This is a genomic window from Enterocloster sp. OA13 (assembly GCF_022440595.1).
Classification (GTDB): domain Bacteria; phylum Bacillota; class Clostridia; order Lachnospirales; family Lachnospiraceae; genus Enterocloster; species Enterocloster hominis.
In genome coordinates this window covers 5,586,700-5,608,362 of the sequence record NZ_JAKNTF010000001.1, presented here as the reverse complement: position 1 = coordinate 5,608,362, position 21,663 = coordinate 5,586,700, and the positions used below count along the sequence as shown (strand labels likewise).

Annotated in this window: 20 protein-coding genes; 12 read left to right on the top strand and 8 right to left on the bottom strand. The window is 49.8% G+C overall.

Translation table 11 applies throughout. The features are described 5' to 3' along the window. The first annotated feature begins 9 nt into the window (after positions 1 to 9). The 8 genes from add (at position 10) to MCJ35_RS25090 (ending at position 9,537) form a co-directional block, all read left to right on the top strand. Complete coding sequence (gene add / locus MCJ35_RS25125; RefSeq protein WP_240299693.1) at positions 10 to 984, top strand: adenosine deaminase; 975 nt, start codon at positions 10 to 12, stop codon at positions 982 to 984. A 357-nt stretch (positions 985 to 1,341) separates the two neighbouring features. Then, positions 1,342 to 2,250, top strand: coding sequence for a nucleoside hydrolase (locus MCJ35_RS25120; RefSeq protein ID WP_025484686.1), 909 nt, complete (start codon positions 1,342 to 1,344; stop codon positions 2,248 to 2,250). A 74-nt stretch (positions 2,251 to 2,324) separates the two neighbouring features. Further along, positions 2,325 to 3,518 carry a BMP family ABC transporter substrate-binding protein gene (locus MCJ35_RS25115; protein WP_240299692.1) on the top strand — a complete coding sequence of 398 codons (1,194 nt, stop codon included), beginning with the start codon at positions 2,325 to 2,327 and terminating at the stop codon, positions 3,516 to 3,518. An 18-nt stretch (positions 3,519 to 3,536) separates the two neighbouring features. Then, entirely contained in the window at positions 3,537 to 5,087 is a 1,551-nt protein-coding gene (locus MCJ35_RS25110; protein ID WP_025484689.1) for an ABC transporter ATP-binding protein, read from the top strand. After that, complete coding sequence (locus MCJ35_RS25105) at positions 5,084 to 6,127, top strand: ABC transporter permease (protein ID WP_008726673.1); 1,044 nt, start codon at positions 5,084 to 5,086, stop codon at positions 6,125 to 6,127. The genes MCJ35_RS25110 and MCJ35_RS25105 overlap by 4 nt, the downstream gene beginning before the upstream one ends. Beyond that, on the top strand, positions 6,124 to 7,041 hold the full coding sequence (locus MCJ35_RS25100; protein ID WP_025484690.1) for an ABC transporter permease: 918 nt from the start codon (positions 6,124 to 6,126) through the stop codon (positions 7,039 to 7,041). Before MCJ35_RS25105 ends, MCJ35_RS25100 begins: the two co-directional genes overlap by 4 nt. An 88-nt stretch (positions 7,042 to 7,129) precedes the next feature. Next, a complete protein-coding gene (locus MCJ35_RS25095) occupies positions 7,130 to 8,629 on the top strand; it encodes a YjjI family glycine radical enzyme (protein WP_051400621.1) in 1,500 nt (499 codons plus the stop codon). Further along, entirely contained in the window at positions 8,626 to 9,537 is a 912-nt protein-coding gene (locus MCJ35_RS25090) for a YjjW family glycine radical enzyme activase (RefSeq protein WP_240299691.1), read from the top strand. The genes MCJ35_RS25095 and MCJ35_RS25090 overlap by 4 nt, the downstream gene beginning before the upstream one ends. Before the next feature lie 194 nt (positions 9,538 to 9,731). On the opposite strand, the gene MCJ35_RS25085 is transcribed toward MCJ35_RS25090, so the two are convergent. The 8 genes from MCJ35_RS25085 to hxlA form a co-directional block, all read right to left on the bottom strand. Next, positions 9,732 to 10,433 carry a Crp/Fnr family transcriptional regulator gene (locus tag MCJ35_RS25085; RefSeq protein WP_008726669.1) on the bottom strand — a complete coding sequence of 234 codons (702 nt, stop codon included), beginning with the start codon at positions 10,431 to 10,433 and terminating at the stop codon, positions 9,732 to 9,734. A gap of 105 nt (positions 10,434 to 10,538) precedes the next feature. Beyond that, the gene (locus MCJ35_RS25080) at positions 10,539 to 11,483 is read right to left on the bottom strand and encodes an ABC transporter permease (RefSeq protein WP_025484693.1); all 945 of its coding nucleotides are present in this window, start codon (positions 11,481 to 11,483) and stop codon (positions 10,539 to 10,541) included. Further along, positions 11,480 to 13,003, bottom strand: a complete 1,524-nt coding sequence (locus MCJ35_RS25075) for a sugar ABC transporter ATP-binding protein (protein WP_025484695.1) — start codon at positions 13,001 to 13,003, stop codon at positions 11,480 to 11,482. The genes MCJ35_RS25080 and MCJ35_RS25075 overlap by 4 nt, the downstream gene beginning before the upstream one ends. 28 nt (positions 13,004 to 13,031) lie before the next feature. Then, on the bottom strand, positions 13,032 to 14,048 hold the full coding sequence (locus MCJ35_RS25070) for a sugar ABC transporter substrate-binding protein (protein WP_025484696.1): 1,017 nt from the start codon (positions 14,046 to 14,048) through the stop codon (positions 13,032 to 13,034). 20 nt (positions 14,049 to 14,068) lie between these two features. Next, the gene (locus MCJ35_RS25065) at positions 14,069 to 15,052 is read right to left on the bottom strand and encodes a carbohydrate kinase family protein (protein ID WP_025484697.1); all 984 of its coding nucleotides are present in this window, start codon (positions 15,050 to 15,052) and stop codon (positions 14,069 to 14,071) included. 4 nt (positions 15,053 to 15,056) lie between these two features. Beyond that, the gene (rbsD, locus tag MCJ35_RS25060; protein WP_025484699.1) at positions 15,057 to 15,467 is read right to left on the bottom strand and encodes a D-ribose pyranase; all 411 of its coding nucleotides are present in this window, start codon (positions 15,465 to 15,467) and stop codon (positions 15,057 to 15,059) included. Positions 15,468 to 15,484: 17 nt separating this feature from the next. Continuing rightward, positions 15,485 to 16,063, bottom strand: a complete 579-nt coding sequence (gene hxlB, locus MCJ35_RS25055; protein ID WP_008726661.1) for a 6-phospho-3-hexuloisomerase — start codon at positions 16,061 to 16,063, stop codon at positions 15,485 to 15,487. 1 nt (position 16,064) lies between these two features. Next, on the bottom strand, positions 16,065 to 16,697 hold the full coding sequence (hxlA, locus tag MCJ35_RS25050) for a 3-hexulose-6-phosphate synthase (RefSeq protein WP_008726660.1): 633 nt from the start codon (positions 16,695 to 16,697) through the stop codon (positions 16,065 to 16,067). 197 nt (positions 16,698 to 16,894) lie between these two features. Here hxlA and MCJ35_RS25045 point away from each other — a divergent pair, with 197 nt between their 5' ends. The 4 genes from MCJ35_RS25045 (at position 16,895) to MCJ35_RS25030 (ending at position 21,544) form a co-directional block, all read left to right on the top strand. Continuing rightward, positions 16,895 to 18,322 (top strand): helix-turn-helix domain-containing protein, encoded by a 1,428-nt coding sequence (locus MCJ35_RS25045; protein ID WP_025484700.1) that lies wholly within the window; start codon positions 16,895 to 16,897, stop codon positions 18,320 to 18,322. Continuing rightward, on the top strand, positions 18,319 to 19,335 hold the full coding sequence (locus MCJ35_RS25040) for a zinc-dependent alcohol dehydrogenase (protein WP_025484701.1): 1,017 nt from the start codon (positions 18,319 to 18,321) through the stop codon (positions 19,333 to 19,335). Before MCJ35_RS25045 ends, MCJ35_RS25040 begins: the two co-directional genes overlap by 4 nt. Positions 19,336 to 19,497: 162 nt before the next feature. Then, positions 19,498 to 20,934: an aminotransferase class I/II-fold pyridoxal phosphate-dependent enzyme gene (locus MCJ35_RS25035; protein WP_025484702.1), complete on the top strand. Its 1,437-nt coding sequence runs from the start codon at positions 19,498 to 19,500 to the stop codon at positions 20,932 to 20,934. Positions 20,935 to 20,962: 28 nt separating this feature from the next. Further along, positions 20,963 to 21,544, top strand: coding sequence for a guanylate kinase (locus MCJ35_RS25030; RefSeq protein WP_025484703.1), 582 nt, complete (start codon positions 20,963 to 20,965; stop codon positions 21,542 to 21,544). The last annotated feature ends 119 nt before the right edge of the window (positions 21,545 to 21,663 follow it).

The window sequence follows — 21,663 nt, the reverse complement described above, 5'->3', positions numbered from 1 at the left end:
AAGGCGGATATGATTGAACTGCATGTGCATCTGGACGGCTCGTTAAGGCCGGAAACAATATGGGAATTGGCGATGATACGGGATGGGAAGGCTCCGGCAGCTGATTTGGAAGGGCTGGTGACCTTGATGCAGGCGCCTGTGCCATGCAGCAGCCTGTCGGAGTATCTGTCGCGTTTTGCACTTCCTCTGAACTATCTTCAGACGGACGTGGCATTGGAACGGGTGGCGTTTGAACTGACGGAGGATTTGGCGCGTGAGGGCGTGGAATATGCGGAAATCCGCTTTGCGCCGCAGCTTTCCACTGAATTGGGATTAAGTCAGATGGAGGTGACAGAGGCAGTAGCCGCAGGCGTGAAGCGCGGGATGGCTGCATATCCGGGAATAAAGGCCGGGCTTCTGCTCTGCTGTATGAGAGGCAGTGATGAAGGCACGGCAAGGAACAATATGGAAACCCTGAAAACAGCGGCTGACTGCATAAAGGACGGGGAAAAGGGCAGGATTGTCTGCGGAGTGGATCTGGCAGGCGCTGAGGAAGTATATGATACCGGACTTTTCAGGAGTCTTTTTGAAGAAGCAGACCGTTATGGGTTAAAGCGGACCATCCATGCAGGCGAGGCCGCCGGCCCGGACAGTATGTGGAAGGCCCTGGAAACGGGGGCGCTCAGGATTGGCCATGGGATTGCGGCAATTCAGGACCAATCCCTTATTAAGGAACTGGTGACACGCAGGACGGCCCTGGAGGTCTGCGTGACCAGCAATGTGCAGACCAAAGGCGTGCGGTCGCTGAAAGAGCATCCAATTAAGAAGCTTTATGATGCGGGCGTCCATGTGACCCTGAACACGGATAACAGGACAGTGTCAGGCACAACACTGTTAAAGGAAATAGACTTGGTGAAAAATGCCTTTGGTTTTACGGATGAAGATATAAAAAGAATGGAAGGATATGCGGCAGAGGCAGCATTTCTGGATGCGGCAATTGTATGAGGTGTAACCGTAAGGGCGCCCTGTGGAATGATATACTGTTTGTGCGGACGGGCATCTTACGCTTTATTTCTGCATAGCTGATGGATTGGTTGAAAATCCCCTTGTTTGTTCAGGGGATTTTTTTTTGTGGTGCCGGACATGCGGATACGGATTTCATGGACTTTTAGCAATCTTTTCTTTCTTTTTTTCTAAGTAAAGGACATGTGTCCTTTACTCTGCACCCAGGTACGTTTATAATTCAAATTACAAGTAAGAAGATAAGTATAAGAATTACTTATAAGTGTATATACAAATTGCTTATTTATTTGTAAATGGTGATAAAAAACTTGTGAAACTTACTAAGAGGGAGAGAAGCAGATGGATAAGGTCAGGGTTCTGATTGACACGGACCTGGGGGATGATGTGGATGACGCAGCGGCATTTATGCTGGCGCTCTCCTGTGACTCCATAGAAATAGCTGGGGTGACAACCGTATTTAAGGATACGGAAAAGCGGGCTTTGATGGTAAGGGACCTGCTGGCGCTGTATGGAAGAGGCAGTATTCCGGTTTGCCCAGGATATGGGGGACCGATTCTGGGAAATGGAGGAGGTGATTTTGAAGCGCCGATACAATATGGATTGGTAAAGGATTACAGGACGGATGGTAAGACTGCAGAGGATAGTCCGGCAGCCGCACACGCGGATGATTTCATCATCCAAAAAGTAAAAGAGGACAAAAACCTGATTATCCTGGCCATGGGAGCCATGACGAATCTGGCCATGGCATTCTTAAAGGAGCCGGAATTGATGAAGGGGGTGCAGATTATCGGAATGGGCGGCACCTTTATGAATTCCAGCCCGGAGTGGAACATCCTCTGTGACCCGGAGGCAGCGTCCATTGTTATGGAACGGTCAGGCCGGTTAATCATGATGGGGCTGGATGTGACCAAATTCCTGAGAATCGATGATAAGCGCCTGAGTGACTGGAAGGGCAGGAACGACAGGAGGATGGATTATTTCCTGGAAGGGGTCAGGTTGTTTCAGGAAGCCACCGGATACCCGGTCACATTTCACGATGTACTGTTGGTGGCATACCTGATTGACAAACAGGTGGTATCCCTGAAAAAGGGGCATTTTGCAGTGGAGCTGTCAGGGAAGCTGACCAGGGGAACCATGGTGGATATGACGAATTACTACGAAATCAATCCGCAGGTGGACACAGGTTTCCAATTTGCACAGTCCGTGGACCTGGAACGGTTCTACCGGATTGTGGATACATATTTTTAGTATGGTTTTATGGGATATTTACAGCCGATATGGCTTGTGATAAAAAATGAATGAACGAATGGAGGATTTTATTTATGAAGAAACTGACATCAGGATTCCTTGCAGTGTGTATGGCGGCCAGTCTGTTAACCGGGTGTGGGGCGCCGGAACCTGAGGATGAAGAGACAACCGTAAAGACAGAGAGCATGGAGGCGGGATCCGGGGACACCGCTAAGGCTGGGGACGGGAAAGCCGCGGACCAGGAAACGGATAACAGCAGCATGGATGAAACCGTATCCCCCCAGGACTTTAAAGTGGGGTTGATGATTCCTGGCAACCTGGGCGATAAATCCTTCTTTGATGCGTCCTTCCGTTCCATCGAACCAATCAAGGAGCAGCTGGGTGTGGATGTGGATTACGTTGAGGCGGGTGTGGATACTTCCAAATATTATCCGGCTCTTGTGGATATGTGTGAAAAAGGATACGACCTGATCCTTACCATCTCCAGCAATAACGACGATGCGCTGGTACAGGTGGCGGAGGAATATCCGGACCAGAAGTTCATCAACCTGGATGACGAGATGGCGGAGCCGCCTGCCAATGTTTATATCATGGGAACAAAGAACAATGAGATGAGTTTCCTGGCCGGGGCAGCCGGAGCACTGAAGGCCGCTGAACTGGGCGAGGACAAGATTGGATTCGTGGGCGGAATGGATATTCCGGGAATCAATGAGTTCCTGGTTGGATATATTGAAGGCGCCCAGGCAGTGAATCCTGATATCAAGGTGGCAACCTCCTATGTGGGCAGCTTTACCGACACTGCCAAGGGGAAGGAAAATGCCCTCCTCCTCTATAACTCCGGTTTATCCGTTATCTTTGCGGCAGCCGGCCAGTCCGGTCTTGGCGTGATTGATGCGGCAGTGTCCCAGGGCAAGTTTGTTATCGGAGTTGACTCTGACCAGGCAGAAGCCTTAAAGGATTCCAAACCGGAGATGGCGAATGTGGTAATCACCTCAGCCATCAAGAACATTCCTGAAAATGCCGTCAAGGCAGTGGACCGGGCCATGAAGGGTGAGATACCTTACGGCACCAGGGAAGTATTTGGTATTGCAGAGGACGCAGTGGGGATTGCGGAAAATGAATTCTATGAAAAGCTTCTTGACGAAAAGGACAGGAAACAGGTTGAGGAGCTGAAGATGAAGGTAGTGGCAGGGGAAGTGGAGATGACCCCCACCACAGGCATCACCACAGACAAGGTAAATGAAATCCGAGAGGCAGTACGCCCATAACAGGCCGGAGGTATACGGATGCAAGACTATATTTTGGAGATGAAGGATATTTCAAAAATCTATGGCAACGGTATTGCTGCCAATAAAGATGTAAACTTCAATCTGAAAAAGGGGGAAATCCATGCGCTGGTTGGAGAAAACGGCGCAGGAAAATCCACCTTAATGAAAGTTCTGTTCGGTATGGAACCGCCGTCCTCAGGAGAAATCATCCTGCGGGGGGAGAGTGTCAGATTCTCATCCTCCAAAGATGCCATTGCCCATGGAATCGGGATGGTCCACCAGCATTTCATGCTGGTGGAATCTTTTACAGCGGCACAGAACATCATTCTTGGCATGGAGCCAAAGAAAGGGCTGTTTGTAAGCGAGGAAGAGGCGGTCCGTTTTACAAAGGAACTCAGCAGCAGATATAACCTGGAAGTGGAGGCGGAGGCAGTAACCAGGACCCTTCCGGTAGGTGTGAAACAGAAGATTGAGATATTAAAGGCGCTGGCAAGAGGGGCGGAAATCCTGATTCTGGACGAACCCACGGCCGTGCTGGCGCCCCAGGAGACAGACCAGCTTTTTGAGGAGCTGATCCATCTGAAGGAGCAGGGCCATACCATTGTGTTCATTTCCCACAAAATCCCGGAAATCAAGAGGATATCGGACCGTATCACCGTCATGAGGGCGGGCTGCTTCGTGGGCTGCTGTGAGACAAAGGATGTGACGGAAAAGGAAATCTCCAGCATGATCATGGGATGCGAGATGGACACATCCATTGCCAAGAGCCGGCCGAAGGCAGGGGATATTAAGATTGAAGCGGAACATGTCTCCTACACGGACAGGAATAAGATACAGATCCTTAAAGATTTAAACTTCGGGGTCAGGGGCGGCATGATTTTCGGCATAGCCGGTGTCCAGGGCAACGGACAGGTGGAGCTGGTGGACCTGATGACAAAAAAGAGGGCGCTGAAACAGGGGGATATCCGGTTAAACGGGAAATCCGTTGCCGGACTGAGCCTTCAGGAAATCCGCCGTATGCAGTTCGGCTATGTGCCCGAGGACCGCATGGACCAGGGAATCGCAGGCCAGGAATCCATTGCTGAGAACATGGTGTCCAACCGGTACGCCAGCAGGGAATTCTGCAGGGGCGGACTGCTGGATTACAAGAAAATAGATACATTTGCAGATGATAATATCCGTTCCTATGAGATACGCTGTTTTGGCAACAGCCAGAATGTAGGGATGCTTTCCGGCGGAAACATGCAGAAGGTGGTGGTTGCCAGGGAATGCAGCCATGAGCCTGAAGTCCTGATTGCGGAACAGCCCACCAGAGGCGTGGACATCGGGGCAGCCCATATCATCCACAAGAAAATCATGGAATTAAGGGACAATGGGTGTGCGGTCCTTCTCATATCCGCTGATTTAAGTGAGGCCCTGAAACTGTCTGACGTGATTGCGGTCATGTATGAAGGGGAAATCGTGGCTTATTTTGATGATACCGAGGGACTGAATGAGGAAAAGCTGGGGCTTTATATGCTGGGGCTTGAACGGCACAGTGAGGAACAGATAAGGAGGGCCAGGGGATGAGCAGGGAGCAGTCATTTAACATCATAAGAACCGTGGTTTCCATGGGGGTTGCCATAGCTGTGGCATTTATCATCATCCTTCTGGTCAGCGACCAGCCAGTGGAGTCCATCCGCATATTCCTTCTGGCCCCGCTGTCCTCCAAACGTTATCTGGGCAATATTGTGGAAACCGCAGTGCCCCTGATTTTTTCCGGGCTTTCCATGGCCCTGATGTTCAGGGCCAGCTTGTTCAACCTTGGCGGCGAAGGCATTTTCTTCATCTCAGGCATCACCGGTTCCATCCTGGCCATATGGCTTAAGATGCCTCCCGTCATATTCCCGGCTGTCTGTATCGCGGTGGGAGCCGTGACCGGAATGGTCATCATGCTGGTACCCGGCGTCCTGAAGGCAAAGTACGGGGCCAATGAGATGGTAACGTCCCTGATGATGAACAACATCCTGCTGGGGGTCGGCCTTTATCTGCTGAACAATATGATGCGGGACCCCAAGGTCGCGTCCCTGGTATCATATAAATACAGGAAAAATGCACTCCTTGCCAACCTGGTACCCGGCACCAGGATCCATGTGGGATTCCTGATTGCGCTGGCATGTGCGGTGCTTGTATACATATTCATGTTCAAAAGCAAATGGGGATATGAAATCAGGATGACGGGCAACAATGCCAGGTTTGCCAGCTATTCCGGCATCAACGTGACAAGGGTCATCATCATCGTGCATGTGGTGGCGGGGGCTGTGGCAGGCGCCGGAGGCCTGATTGAGTGTATCGGCATGCATAAGAGATTTGAGTGGACCGCGCTGCCCGGATACGGTTTTGACGGCGCCATGATAGCCATGCTGGCGGGTAACCATCCCATAGGCGTAATCGGGGCAGCCTTTTTTGTAAGCTACCTGAGGATTGGCGCAGACCTGGTGAACCGTTCATCGGACATTCCCACGGAAATGATTGCCATATTACAGAGTATCATCATCCTGCTGATTTCTGCGGAGCGTTTCCTGCATAAGTACAGGCAGAACTGGATAGAGAAGGAGGCCAAGGCATGAAGGCATTGACAGATTTGATATTTACCAGTGACTTTTTCTACTCCATCCTCCGGGTGACCACGCCTCTTCTGTTTGCATCCATGGGGGCGGTTGTCTCCGATGTGGCCGGGGTGCCCAATATTGCCCTGGAAGGAATGATGCTGATGGCGGCCTTTGCAGGCATGTTTTTCAGTTACCTCTTTGGGAGCGCATGGGCCGGGCTGGCATTTGCCATCCTGACAGCAGTGCTGGCAGCCAGCGTGCTGGCCTTCTTCACCCTGTATTATAAGACCAACATCATCCTGGGCGGAATTGCCATCAACAGCCTTGCCAGCGGAGGGACCATTTTCTTTTTGTATCTGGCGGCCCATGACAAGGGGACCAGCGTTTCCCTGGACAGCAAGGTGCTTCCAAACATCAATATCCCGTTCATCGAGGATATCCCGGTGCTGGGGCCTGCCGTCTCCGGGCATAACATCCTGACCTACCTGTCCATCCTGGCAGTTGTATTTACCTTCTATCTGTTAAAGAGGACAGCCCTGGGATATCACATCAGGGCGGTTGGTGAGAAAAAGGAAGCGGCTGATTCCGTGGGAATCAGTGTGGCCAGGACCCAGGCCATTGCCCTGATTATCAGCGGCGTCATGAGCGGACTGGGCGGGGCCTTCATGTCCATGGGATATGTGTCCTGGTTCTCCAGGGACATGGTAAGCGGCCGCGGCTGGATTGCACTTGCGGCAGAGGCAATGGGGCAGAGGGGCGCCATCGGGACCGCCGCCACATCCCTGCTGTTCGGTGTGACAGACGCCCTGTCCAACGCAGTTGCAACCCTGGGCTGGCCCTCGGACCTTGTAAAGACAATTCCCTACTGCGCGACCCTGGCCGGACTCGCCATTTTCTCCATCAGGGCCTATAGAAGGGCGAGGAACGCATGATTGGGGGAAATGTGCGGCGGTTGGAGATGTATGATAGATGGAAATTCAGACTAGAAATATGATATAGTAAGTACAGGGAGGTACGCGTATGCCAACAAATGACATGACACAGGATATTATCCATACAATCACAAACCCAAAAGTAACATTTAACCAGCGTCTCAAGGATATGGCGAAGATTGCAGAGAATTCCATTGAGCTGGTCAACTATACGGAATTATCCAGGAAGTATTTCGAAAACGGCGCCATGATGGATATGTTTGAGGGTAAGACCCCTTACCGCACAAGGTATTGCCTGCCGGATTATGAACGGTTCCTGAAGCAGGGAAGCGGGTTCCTGATGCTGGAACCGCCAAAGGATATCTGGGACGCGGTGGGCAACCTGCTCTGCCTGTATCACAATATTCCGGCGGACGGCGGGCTGGCGGTTTACATCGGGTGCCTGGACCGCCTGCTGGAACCCTTCGTGAAGGATGAGGACGAAGCCAGGAAGGCCATCCGGTTCCTCCTGACCCATGTGGACCGCACCATATCCAACGCATTCTGCCATGCCGACCTGGGGCCGGAGGATACCAGGGCGGGCCGTATCATCCTTGAGCTTACAAAGGAAATGCAGCGCCCCTGCCCCAATATGACCCTGATGTACCGGGAAGATACGCCGGATGATTATATGAAGGCGGCTCTTGAGACAGCCATGGTATCATCCAAGCCAAGCTTTGCCAATGACGCGCTTTACAGAAGGGACATGGGGGATTATGCAGTTGTCAGCTGCTACAACACACTGCCAATCGGCGGATGCGGGCTGACCCTGGTGCGCCTGAACATGGATCAGCTGCCCAGGCTTGCCACGGACCCGGAAGACTTATTAAACCGTGTGATACCGGAAGCAGTCACTGCCGTATGTGACGCCATTGACAGCCGTTGTGAATTCATTGTGGATTACTGCCATTATTATGAAAATACATTCCTGTACAGGGAGGGCCTGATTAAAAAGGACCGGGACCACATGGTAGGGATGTTCGGTTTTGTAGGGCTGGCCGAGTGTGTCAACGGGATACTGGGCCTGACAGATGAAAAAGAGCGGTTTGGACATGGTGAAAAAGCCGATGCCTTAGGCGAGGCAATCATGGAACGGATCCGCCAGGAGATAGACAGGAGGCCTGCAAAGTATGGGAAGTACGGTCTTCACGCACAGGTAGGCGTGATGGAGGATACGGTTTCCACACCAGGCGGAAGGATTCCCATTGGCGAAGAGCCTGAACTGCCGGACCAGATCATGAACTTTATCCGTATGCACAAGGGCTGTGATGCCGGCTGCGGGGAGCTGTTCCCCTTTGATGACACGGTTAAGAACAATCCTCAGTATCTCCTGGACATCTTAAAAGGCGCCTTTCATTCAGGCGCAAGATACCTGTCCTTTTACTCCGGCGATTCCGACCTTGTAAGGGTAACAGGATACCTGGTCAAGAAGTCTGATATTGAGAAGTTCGACCGGGATGAAATGACACTGAACGAGGCGACAATCAATGGTTCCGGCGTGGATAAGAACCTCCATCTGCTGGATAGAAAGGTGCGTGGGGATAAATGACGGAAAAGGATTCAGCGGATAATGGGCTGGCAGTGATTCGTGCATCTAAAACTAATGCATCCATAACCAGTACGTCCATGACTGCCCCGGTTAATAAAATCATCCCCTTCAGCTGCGTGGATGGGCCGGGCAACCGCACAGCCGTGTTCCTGCAGGGCTGCAACCAGAATTGCCTGTACTGCCATAATCCGGAGACAATCAACCTTTGCAGGAACTGTGGGGCATGTGTAAAAACATGTCCTGCGGGCGCGCTTTCCATGGAGGACGGCTTGGTGTCTTATGATTATAGGGCATGCTGCAATTGCGATACCTGTCTTAAAACCTGTGCTTTTGACGCTTCCCCTAAAATCAGGAACATGACGCCAGGGCAGCTTTATGATGAAGTGAAGGCATATTTCCCTTTCATCAGCGGTATCACCACTTCCGGCGGGGAATGTTCCCTGTACCTGGATTTCCTGAAAGGATTCTATACCCTGGTCAAAGCGGCAGGAAAGACTACCTATATGGATACCAATGGGCAGGTACCTCTTTGGGACAGGACGGATTTACTGGAAGTTACAGATAAAACCATGATTGACCTGAAGGCCGGAAGTGAGGAAGACCATATGAAACTTACCGGCAGGGAGCTGGGGATACCGGTGGAAAACATCCGCCGGATGGCTGCCATGGGTAAGCTTTATGAAATCCGTACCGTAGTGGTCCCGGATGTTATGGATAACCTGCGGACCATAGAATTGGGAAGCAGCCTGATAGCCCCATATCCCGAGGTCAGGTATAAACTGATTAAATTCCGCCATTATGGGGTAAGGCCTTCTTTCTCCAGCACAAAGGAACCGTCTGACGAGATGATGGAAAAGTTGAAGGAGAGGGTGAAGGAGCTGGGAATAAAAGAAATCGTGGTTACGTAAACAAGAAGCAGCTTGCCAGGTCCTGCCGATATTGGAGGCGGGGGACTGGCAAGCTGCTTTTGGTTTTTTGAAAGGCGGGTATCGCAAGAGCTGATTCTGTTTCATTGAAAGGCGGTAATCACAAGAGCTGCTTTTGGTTTATTCAAAGGCGGGAATCTAAGAAGCCGTTTCTGTCCCGTTATACAGATATGCCCTTACCTCTGAACCAACTGTTCTATTTCCTCTAACATGACCAACTGCTGTTTTTCAGATATATAAATCTTCTTCCTGACAGAGGTTATCTCCCCTAATTCCTTTAATTTCTGGATACTCCTCACAACCGTGCGCACGCTGACCCCGATATTGCTTGCAATGGTCTGGTAATCAGGCTCCACAAGGATTTTCTGTCCTTCGGGGGCGTGAAGCATGTAGTATTGGACCAGATAGAAGCGTACCCGGTCAATGCCCCTTTGATAGTAGAGGATACCATCATTCCCCGAGCGCTGGTACAGGTCATGGGCAACGATATAGGTGCAGTTGTAGAGCATGTCCAGATGGGTCATCAGGTATTCGTAGATAATGGCGGAGCTGATCCGAAGGACAGTGACCCGGGTGCTGGCAACCACGGTTGCGATGGTCTGAGGTTCGTGGGCCAGCACTTCCAAAAGCCCCACGGAACCTGTCTTGCTGGTAATCCGGAAATAATAATAGTTATTGCCGTCCTTATAATCCCTGGTGCCAAGCGCTGTTCCGGATTCAATGAAGTAGATGTATTTGGGAAATTCACCCCGGCTGATGATGACTGAATGAGGCTCATAGGTCAGCCTGACACCCTGGGACTTTATTTCCTCCGGAAGTATGGAGAGGTTGAACTGATTATAGGGGCTGTATTTCTTCCAAAGTTCCTCTAAGCGCACGTATACCTCCTTGCTGACTGATGTGTCGTGTGTCACCGCATACTTTGTTTCAGTATATCATGGGCATATAAAGGATTCAATATTGCTTTTTAACTTCAGGATCCATCAATCGTTCCTGTATACAATGATTGTAATGATCAATATCATGGCTGATATGACCATCTGCCAGAAGGAGTTCACCCCAACGATATTAAGGCCGTTGGTAATCATGACCATCATGATCGTACCCAGCACACTGCCCGTGATGGAGCCGGAACCGCCATTGAGGGAAGTACCGCCAATCACAATTGCAGTAATACTGTCCATATTCCATGTGGCTCCCATGGAAGGCTGTCCGCTTCCCATGCGGCTGGTCATAATCATGCCTGCGATACTGGCACAGATTCCCGAAAGGATATAGTAGATGATTTTGTTTTTACGGACATTGATGCCTGAGAGTTCTGCCACCATTTCATTGCCGCCGATTGCATAAACCCGCCTTCCGAATGCGGTTTTAGACAATACGATGTAACTGACTGCCGCTATTCCCAGCATGATGATTACCTGAAGGGGAATGATTCCGGCAATATATCCCCGTCCCAGCATGATGAAGCTTTCCGGAAGGTTATAGACAGCCGTACCGCCTGTCGTCAGGTTGGCTGCACCGTTGGCCAGGTTCATGATGGCCAGGGTGGCTATCATCGGCGCTATATGGAAATGGGATACCATCATACCGCTGCATAATCCCAGAACCCCTCCAACACCGGCGCCCAGTAAAAGGGCCAGGGCTACGGGCATGCCGATGCTCAGCAGCTTGGCAACAATGATTCCGGTCAGACAGGCAACGCCGCCCACAGACACGTCAATCCCGCCTGCCACCATCACGAAGGTTGCACCGCATGCCACAATGATCATGATGGAGGCCTGTCTTATGATATTGATGATATTTGCAGTGGAGATAAAACCAGGTTCCATGGATGTAAAGATGACGGTGAGGACAATCATTACAAGGATAATGCCGAATTTGCTAAAAAAAGCCTTGGGATCCATTTTGTTCAATTGATTCTTCATATCTGTTTCCTGCCTCCTGTTCCACATCTCATAATGGCCTCTTCTGATAATTCGTCCCTGGAAAATTCCCCGGTTATATGTCCTTCATACATCACAAGGACCCGGTCGCTCATTCCCATCAGTTCAGGAAGTTCAGATGATATAAGTATGATTGCCATACCCTGGGCAGTCAGGTCGTTTATCATCTTATATATCTCTACTTTAGCCCCCACGTCAATGCCTCTGGTAGGTTCATCTAAAATAAGGACCTTGGGTTCCCTGGCCAGCCATTTGGCCAGCACCACCTTTTGCTGGTTTCCACCTGAAAGATATACAACCTTCTGATTCCTGCCCGTGGTCTTGATGTTCAGCCTGCTGATGTAGTCATCTGTTATACTGTTTTCTTTTTTTGTGTCGATGAACATTCCCTTTTTTAAACGGTCCAGTAAAGTGATTGCCGTGTTGCTTTTCACTGAAAACTTCAGTATCAGCCCGGAACCCTTCCTGTCCTCCGTAAGCCAGGCCATGCCCATCTTTATGGCGGTTCCCGGTTCGTGGATTTTTACTTCTTTATGTTCAAAATATACTTTGCCTGTTTTAAGCCTGTCTACGCCGAACAGAAGCTTGATGACTTCTGTCCTTCCGGCCCCTACCAGGCCGGACAGGCCCAGGACCTCGCCTTTATTCAGGGAGAAACTTATATTTTGGGGCGTATACGCGCTGATGATCTGGCCTTCCCTGTGATATCCGGTGACATTTTCAAGCCGCAATATCTCTTCTCCGAAGCATTGTCTGTTCCTGTTATAGTAATTGTTATAGCTTCTCCCGACCATGTTGCGGACGATTTCTTCTTCCGTGGTTTTTTGCGGATCCAACTCTGCTACCAGTCCGCCGTCTTTCATGACCTGTATGACGTCGGATAGTTCCAGGATTTCCTGCAGACGGTGGGAGATGAAGATAAAGGATACTCCTGTTTTCTTTATCTTGTCCACAATGGTAAATAATTTGGCAATCTCTGTTTCTGACAGGGAGGAGGTAGGCTCATCCAATATGATCAGGCTGGCCTTTGTACTGATTGCCCTGGCGATTTCAACCAGCTGCCTGGCGGCAATGTCAATATCCTTAACCAGGGTATGCGGATCCGCATCCAGGCCCACCTGCCCCAAAAGTTCTTTTGCCCGTATATACATCTGCTTTTTGTCTATCAGACCATTTTTAACCAGTTCGTTGCCCACAAAGATATTTTCCATAATGCTTAGTTTGGGAAGGATCAGCAGCTCCTGGTGGACCATTTTTATCCCCAGTTTTTTTGCCTCTTCAATCGTAAGGTTAGGATACCATTTATCCCCAATCCGAATCCTGCCCTGGTCCGGGGTATAGCTTCCGGCAATGATTTTACATAATGTGCTCTTGCCGGCGCCATTTTCCCCAATCAGCGCCAGCACCTGCCCGGGCCTGATGGAAAAACTTATGTTTTCCAGTACTTTTACAGTGGAAAATGACTTGCAGATGCCTTCCACCTGTATGATCGGTTCGTTCATATCATCACCATCCCGTTCAACCGATTCATTATTTATAAGCATTGAGTTCTTCTTTCAGCGCCTGTTTTTCCTTCAGGACCTCTGATACATTCTCCTTTGTATAAAGGGACGCATCAACGGTAATCAATCCTGACCTTTCGCCATTCATGGCTTTGATTGCACATTCAACACTTTTTTTGCCAATGCTGAACGGGTCCTGGCCCACGGTTGCCAGGTATGGATTCGATGGATCCTGCAGCGCGCTTATCTGCCCGTCCTCGTCATCAATACCGAAAATCCCGATTTCATTCCTTCCTGCTGACAGTACAGAGGACAGGACGCCCAGGGAAGAGCCGGAGTTGGTGCAGAAAATATAATCCACGGTTCCGGCTGTTTTTGAAATCAACAGGTCGTCCCACAGGGACTGTACATTTTCAGAGTTGTTTGTGCCGGATGGGAATACCGTCTCAATTTCAACCTTATCCCCTAAAACAGATAGTGCCTCCCGGATTCCCGCCTCCCGGTCCACATCCGACGGGGAAGACGGCATTCCGGATATGATTACCCGGACGGTTTCCGCCTTATCAGCCTCTGTAATCAGCTGGACGGCATAATCCCCAATCATTTTTCCCATCTGCTTATTGCTGCTCATGATCTGTGCATAAAAATCCCCGGCCAGCGCCGAGTCATAGTTGATGAGCGGGATTCCCTTGGCGGCCGCTTCCTTGATGGCTGGTTCGGCAGAATTATCGCCATTGGCCACAACGATGGCATCGTAACCCTGTACGGCCGCCAGGTCCACAAAATCAGCAACCTTTGTAAAATCAAAGGCAGCATCCCAACAGTCTATCTGTACCTTGTTTTCTTCCGCGGTCTTCCTGGCCATTGCCCCAATATATACAAAATAGTCGAAATTGTTTGTTGGAATGATAAATGCAATCTTTTTTTCACTGTCATCCTTAACCTGCGTTGTTTCAGTCTTTACCAATGAAGAATTCATGGTACACCCTGTCAAAGCCCCCGCCGCCATGATTCCTGATAATATTAATACTGCCAGTCTTTTCATAGATTCACCCTCTCCTGTAATTAAATACATTGTATATCCATCTGATACAGCCCTGTATGTCCCATGGTCCATGTTACCTCCGGCAGCCCGGGCATGACTGTCAGGGAACCGGTCTTTGTTGCGCAGGTGGAGCCGCATGCATTGGAAAAACGTATGATATCATCCAGTTCCTGCTGTTTTAAATCCTCAATTGCCTTTTCTTTTCCTGCAATCTGATAAAGCAATGCCCCCATGAAGGAATCACCGGATCCAGTGGTATCCCTTACGGCTACCTGGTAGGACGGCTGATAACCTTCAAACTCCCTTGTCCGGTAATAACATCCCCCGGCCCCCATGGTGATGGCCAGAAGCCTGACCCCCTGGCTGATGATCTGTGCGGCGCCTTCCCTTATATCCATGTCTCCGATGAAGTAGGAATACTCTTCCCTGGATATCTTCAGGATATCAACCTTTTTAAAGGTGTCCGTCATGATTTTTTTCTGCCCCTCATCATATCCGCAGACTTCATTCCAGTTGGGATCATAGGATATCAGCTTATTCTGTTTCCTGGCATATGCCATGAGTTTGGATGACGTTGCCGCAATGGGTTCCCCGAATTGGGAGGTTGATGCAAAGTGCAGGATCCGGCAGTTGTCCGCCTGCCTGTAATACCGTTCGTCCTCCGGAAGGTCACGGTCCGCACGCGGGGACTGATAATTTGAAAAGTAACGGTCATTTCCCTGGTTCAGATAGACGAACGTAATCCTTGTGGCTTCCTTATCGCTTATCCTGAGGCAGGAAACATCAATGCCCAGCTTCTTCATGGTTTCAATCAGATAAAGGCCATGCTCGTCCTGTCCCACGGAACCGATAAAACCGCTGCTTCCGCCCAGTCTTGCCACCTGGGAAGCCACATTGGCCGGAGCACCCCCTGGATTCCGTTCAAAAACCAGCTTCCCGGCTTCATTGGTCCCTAAAGACGTAAAATCAATCATCAGGTCACCGATTGTCAGAACATCCAGCATATGATCACTCCTCACTGTCGTATGTGCATCCTGCCTGAAGGATGATATTTGGTGCGTGGAGTCCATATTGTCCGGTCCGTATGACTCCTTTCACGTCCTTGATTACTTCGTCAAACTCAGAATGAGGTATGTAGCATATTTTTTTCTCAGGGAAACGCTTCCTGTATTCCTCATGAAGCTTTGGGGACATTGACTTTATCTCCTCGGCCAGAACAACCTGTTCAACCGCAATCTCATCCAGGACCCCGTCCAGTATGGGCAGCAGTTCAGGCATGCCGGGGAGGAACGCAATATCTATTTTGGGGATGCCGGAAGGGACGTTATAGCCGGCATCCGTTATGGCAATCCGGTCCCTGTGCCCAAGGCTTGCCAGAAGGTACTTAATATCTGCATTGATAATACCGTGTTTTAACATATCTGTGATTTCCTCCTCTATTCTAAATTCGCGTGGTTATACCGCACAATCTTCATTCCCATATGTCCCTTGACCATCAGGCTGCATACAATGCTGTCCAATAAAATCAACATTGCCGGTTCAAAGACATTGCCGGACGGACGGACATGGATATATGCGTCATCCGGGCGTTCTTCCGCAGTTTCAGCCCCTTCAGGCAGGCTGCCTTTGAATTCAACAATGCAGTCAGACAATCCGGCTATGCTTCCGCTGCGGTTCATGGTGATAAGGGCAACATTGGCTCCCATGCTTTTTGCCTTTTGGGCAATTGCCATCATGCCTTTGGTAGAACCGGATCCGGAACCGATGATCAGCAGGTCGCCTTCATGGATACTTGGCGTACAGACCTCCCCCACCAGATAGGTCTGGTGGTTGGTGTGCATCAGCCTCATGGCAAAGAATTTCATGGACAGCAGGCTTCTTCCCGCGCCCGCTATGAAAATCCTGCCGGCCCTGTTAATCATTTTCTCAAGATTCCCGGTATCTTCCTGGTTGACAGTGGCTATCAATGACTTGATTTCATCACAGGCCGACTGTGCATATAAAACAGCATCCATGTTATTCTGCCTCCTTCATTATGTTCCGCATGGTCCTTGCCATCAAAAGAGGATTTTCAGCGCGGATGATTGCACTGCCCACAATCACAAGGTCCGGTTTAAGGGGGACAATCTCCCTCAAGGTATCCAGGTCGATTCCGCCGGCTATGGCTATCTGGGACTGTGTGACGGTTTCCTTTAATATCTTTAAATTTTCCAGCGGACTGTCCTTAACCCCCAGGCCCCTGTGGATACAGATGTAATCAACCCCCAGGGCCTCAACCTCCCTGGCCCTTGAAGCCATCTCTTCTGAGGGCACGCCCATCATGTCAGCAAGGATTAATCTGCCCCTGTCACGGGCTGCCTTTACTGCGCCCTGGATTGTGATGTCAAGGGTACGCGCTGATACGGTGGTGATATCGGCTCCCGCATCATATGCCAGGCCCGCGCAATATTCCCCGCCATCCATGATCTTGTAATCCGCCAAAATCAGATTATGGGGAAACTCCCTTTTAAACATTCCGATTGTCTCAATGGGATGTGTCCATGTAAACGGGGTTCCTAATTCTACGATATCCAATTCACTGCTTACCTGCTTTACGATGCGGACAGCATCCTCTAACGTAATTGCATCCAATGCTAATTGTAGTTTCATGATTCCACTCCTTTGCTTTGTTTGTGTACTGATTATAGCATTGAAAATCAGGGGGAAACATGACGGTGCATAAAGGTTTGCTTCCTGCCATATTTAATTTCTTGTCATGTTTCTTTTTTATGACATAAAATATTAAACTATGTTGACTATATTTAATTATCTATTATATAATGAATAGAAATGGAGGGTATGAAGAGATGAAATTGTTAATTCTCACAACAACTTATGACCATCATGATAAGATATGGAAACGGATATGCGATATGGGGTTTGTCTTTGACAGCGTTGGGACCGAATATAATCCTGCCCTGGGGTTAGAGCTTTACAGGACCTTTAAGCCGGATCTGGTTATCTTAAACGCCGCCCTGACCAGCATCCCCTTTCCTGAATATATCGACCTTTGTTATTCTTATTATGCCGGCGCAAAATTTCTTATCATCCTCCCTGAAAATGAGATACATAATAAAACATATTCCCCTGCCATACTGGATTACATGACCTTCCACCAGCTGTACACGGATACATTCCCAGCTCTTTTAAGGAAAGCGCGGTTTGTGATAGAAAAGCCGGCTGCCGTCCACGCGTCCGTCGATACCTCCGGGCAATACCGGATCATCATACCAAAGCCGGATATAACGGTCCAATTCATTGACAGCCGGCAGTTCATGGATGAATTGAAGACGATTTTGAACCAATACTGTACAAATGAAATATATCCCAAGGGGAATCACGTGCTTATAAAATCACTAAGCGGATATGCCCCGGACGCATCATTTGACAATATGCTTCAGGAAATCCAGAATTTGTACATACAGAATGCCAATGCCCATGTAACCTTTTTAATCTTAGATGCCGTCTGCGGCCAGGCATCCGATGCCACAAGGCAGGCTGCCCTGATTACGGGCGCTTATGAACTCAGCTACTTTTGTGCTGAGCAGAAGAAGATTGATATCCGCACGTTTACACCTAAGGTCCAGCCGGCCCGGCCGGATTTACCCCATCTGGTGGAAAATACGTATTCTCTTTTTGTGAATCATCCGGACATCCTGTATAGCACCATAGGGAATTATTATAAATTAACTTTAAAAGCCAGTTTCGATACTATTTCCTGCGGGAAAGTACACGCATCCCTGGCATCCTTGTACCTGTCCCTTTCTGCCATATCCGGTATACCGGATGACAGCCTTTTTACGGTATATGAATCCCTGGAGGAGGAGGCCCGCTGTATTTCCATGCAGTTTGTATACCTGAGAAAGAAATGCGGTCCGGCCCTTAAGGATGCCAACCCCATCTTATTAAAATCACTGATATATATTGCTGCCCACTATCATGAAAACATATCGCTTAAAAAGGCAGCTGAGTACTGCAGCACATCGGAGACATATATCAGTTACCTGTTTAAGAACAAATTCATATATCAGTTTTCGGATTATATTAACCATATCCGTATCAAAACAGCTGTGCTGCTATTAAACCTGAAACCTGCGGGTAAGATATCATCCATTGCCTTGGACTCGGGCTTTACGGATTACCACTACTTCAGCCAGCTGTTTAAGAAGAGTACAGGAAAGACCGTATCCGAATATAAAGCCACGGAAATCAGGCAGTGGGGGATAAAAGATTGAAGCAGATTAAATTAACCGAACCAGGGAAACTTATAATTGCAGATGTAAAGGAACCGCAGATATCAAAACCCGACGATGTTAAAATCAAAGTGGCCTACAGCGCCATCAACATGGAGGACATCTCCTTTTTTAAGCAGGATTTAAACCGGCTTTTGTGGTCGTCCCCTGTTGGCACGATTGGACATGAGTTCTCGGGTGTGGTGGTGGATGCCGGCCCGGCTGCCGTGGAAAACGGTTTTTCCCAAGGCACCAGGGTGACCGGGACCATCTACAAATTCTGCGGCACATGTTTTTACTGTATGGATGCAAAGGAAAACCACTGCTATAATATAAAAATGGCGTCGGGAACCATGTCGGAGTACATTGTCTGGAGCGCAAGCCAGCTTATCAAGCTGCCTGACCGGATTTCCTTGCAGTGCGGCTGTCTTTCTGATACAATCGGCAATGCGCTGCACGCAATAGACCGCTCTAACCTCAGGGTGGGTAATAAAACCTTGATACAGGGAGCGTCCGCCCTGGGCCTGATCATATTGCAGCTGGCAAAAATGCGGGGGGCAACCCATATTACCTTATTTGACTACAGTGAAAAGAACCGGGAGCTGGCATTGAAACTGGGAGCGGAGCTGGCGGTGGATCCATTAAATGACATCATTCCGTCGGCTGTTTCCATCATACCGGATATGCTTGGTTATGATATTGTCATAGAGGTATCTTCTGACTACCGTCTTCTGGCATTGGCCCCAAAGATGCTGGCCCGCCAGGGAACGCTGCTTTTCTCAGGTACCTATGGACTGACCAAGCTGCTTCCGGTGACGATTGCTGAACTTTACCTGAAGGAGGCCGCCATCATCCCGTTTTACCGTTCCGCCTACATGCTGCCCAGGATTAAGAATATCATGGACAATCTGATATTGGAGCCGCTGGTCCATGTATGCAGGTTAGATGAGGCGGAAGATGCGTTCCGTCTGGCACAAGAGAACCGGTATCCCAAGATCCTGTTGGAGTTCCCATAGGTCCGAAGGACAGGGAGGAATGTCCAAACAGGCCCTTAACCGTGTATGATGCTTGATTCGGCAAGGTTTCTGTAGTACTATGAAAAACAAAACAACAACGATTCTTCAGGGAAATGCATAAAATCCGCCATTTACCTGCCATGGAACAGGAGCCATATAAAAATGAGACAGCAGGATTTACTGATTCACAAGCTTAAAGAATATGCAAGGTCGGATATGTATCCATTCCACATGCCCGGACATAAGCGGACAGGGGACATGGGATTCCCGGACCCGTTCACGGTGGACATAACGGAGATAGACGGCTTTGACAATCTCCATCACCCGGAAGGCATCCTTCAATCCTCCATGGACTGGGCAGCACAGGTATACGGAGCCGACCAGACATACTACCTTGTCAATGGAAGCAGCAGCGGGATCCTCTCCGCCGTGTGCGGGGCCGTGCCCCGGGGAGGGCGTATCCTGGTCAGCAGGAACTGCCACAAATCCGTGTATCATGGAATCTGCCTGAACCAGCTTAAGGCTTCCTATGTTTATCCACAGGAGATAGACGGATTGGGGATACAGGGCGGAGTCCTGCCGTCGGATGTGGATATGATGCTGAAACGGTACATGGATACCCAGGCAGTGCTTATCGTGTCTCCCACGTATGACGGCGTGGTGTCGGACATTAAGGGGATTGCAGAGGTGGTCCACGGGGCGGGGCTTCCGCTGATTGTGGACGAGGCCCATGGCGCGCATTTCCGTTTTGGGGAAATGTTCCCTGTGTCCGCCCTGGACCTGGGCGCGGATGTGGTCATTCAAAGTGTGCATAAGACCATGCCAAGCCTGACCCAGACAGCCCTTCTGCACATCAGGAACAACCGCCCGGACCAGGGATGCTATGGGGACAGGGAGCGGATTGACCGGTATGTACACATGGTGCAGAGCAGCAGTCCCTCCTATGTGTTCATGGCCAGCATTGAGAACAGCATATACCAGATGGAACATATGGATATGGAGCCGTACCGCAGGGAAATCATGAAGCTGAGGGAACGGCTGCGGGGGATGGGGTGCCTGCGCCTTGTGGATACGGATATCATAGGGCAGTATGGAATCCATGATCTGGATGTATCCAAGATTGTGATTTCAACCAGAGATAGCAGCCTTACCGGGGCGGACCTGGACAGCATCCTCAGACGGGAATACCACCTGGAGATGGAGATGTGCGGGGCGGACTATGTAACCGCCATAACAACCCCTATGGACCGTTCGGAGGGGTTAAGGCGTCTGGGGGATGCTCTGATGGAGATAGACAACAGGACGGGTCCAGCAAAGTCCGGGATAAGCAGTGTATACAGTATGCGGAGCGATACGGCCATGACCATTGCAGATGCCATGGACGGAAAACACAGGAAAGTAAGGCTTGAAGACTGTGCCGGGAGCATTTCCGGGGAATTCGTATATATCTATCCGCCGGGGATTCCCATTGTGGCCCCGGGGGAGTGGATCAGCAGGCGTTCCCTTGATGTGATAATGGAATACATGAAAAAGGGACTTCCGGTCCAGGGGCCGGCTGACCAGTCCCTGGCTTATATAGAGATAGTGCAGAAAGACTGACAGGATGAAAGGGATAGCGGAGTGCGTGATGGGAAAGATATTTTATGTAATGGGTAAAAGTGCGTCTGGGAAGGACACGATTTATAAACAGCTGCACAGCAGGATGCCGGAACTTAAGACCGTGCGCATGTATACAACCCGTCCAATCCGGGACGGGGAGACGGACGGGGTGGAGTATTTTTTTGTGGATGAGGCATATCTGCACAAGTGCAGGGAAAACGGCACCCTGATAGAGTGCCGGACCTATGATACCGTATACGGTCCATGGAATTATTTTACAGTGGATGATGGGCAGATTGATTTGGGACATGGATGCTACCTGGTCATGGGCACCCTTGAGTCCTATGAGAAAATGCGCCTGTTTTACGGTACGGATGCCCTGGTTCCCCTCTATATCCATGTGGAGGACGGACTGCGGTTAAGACGCGCCCTGGAGCGGGAAGAACAGCAGAAGGTTCCCAAGTATAAGGAAATGTGCAGGAGATTCCTGGCGGATGAAGAGGACTTTAAGCAGGAGAACCTGGACCGGTGCGGGATTGTGAAGTGGTATGGGAATGTGGTGCTGGAGGATTGCCTGGAGGAAATCATGAGGGTAATCAAAGGCTGTTAGTGGAAGTAATTAAACGTGGAAGTAATTAAACAGGGAAAGCAGATTGTGGCCATTGATTGTTTGGGATAGAGGCCACAATCTGCTTTTTATAGTTCATCCATAAGGCCCATATAGCCAAC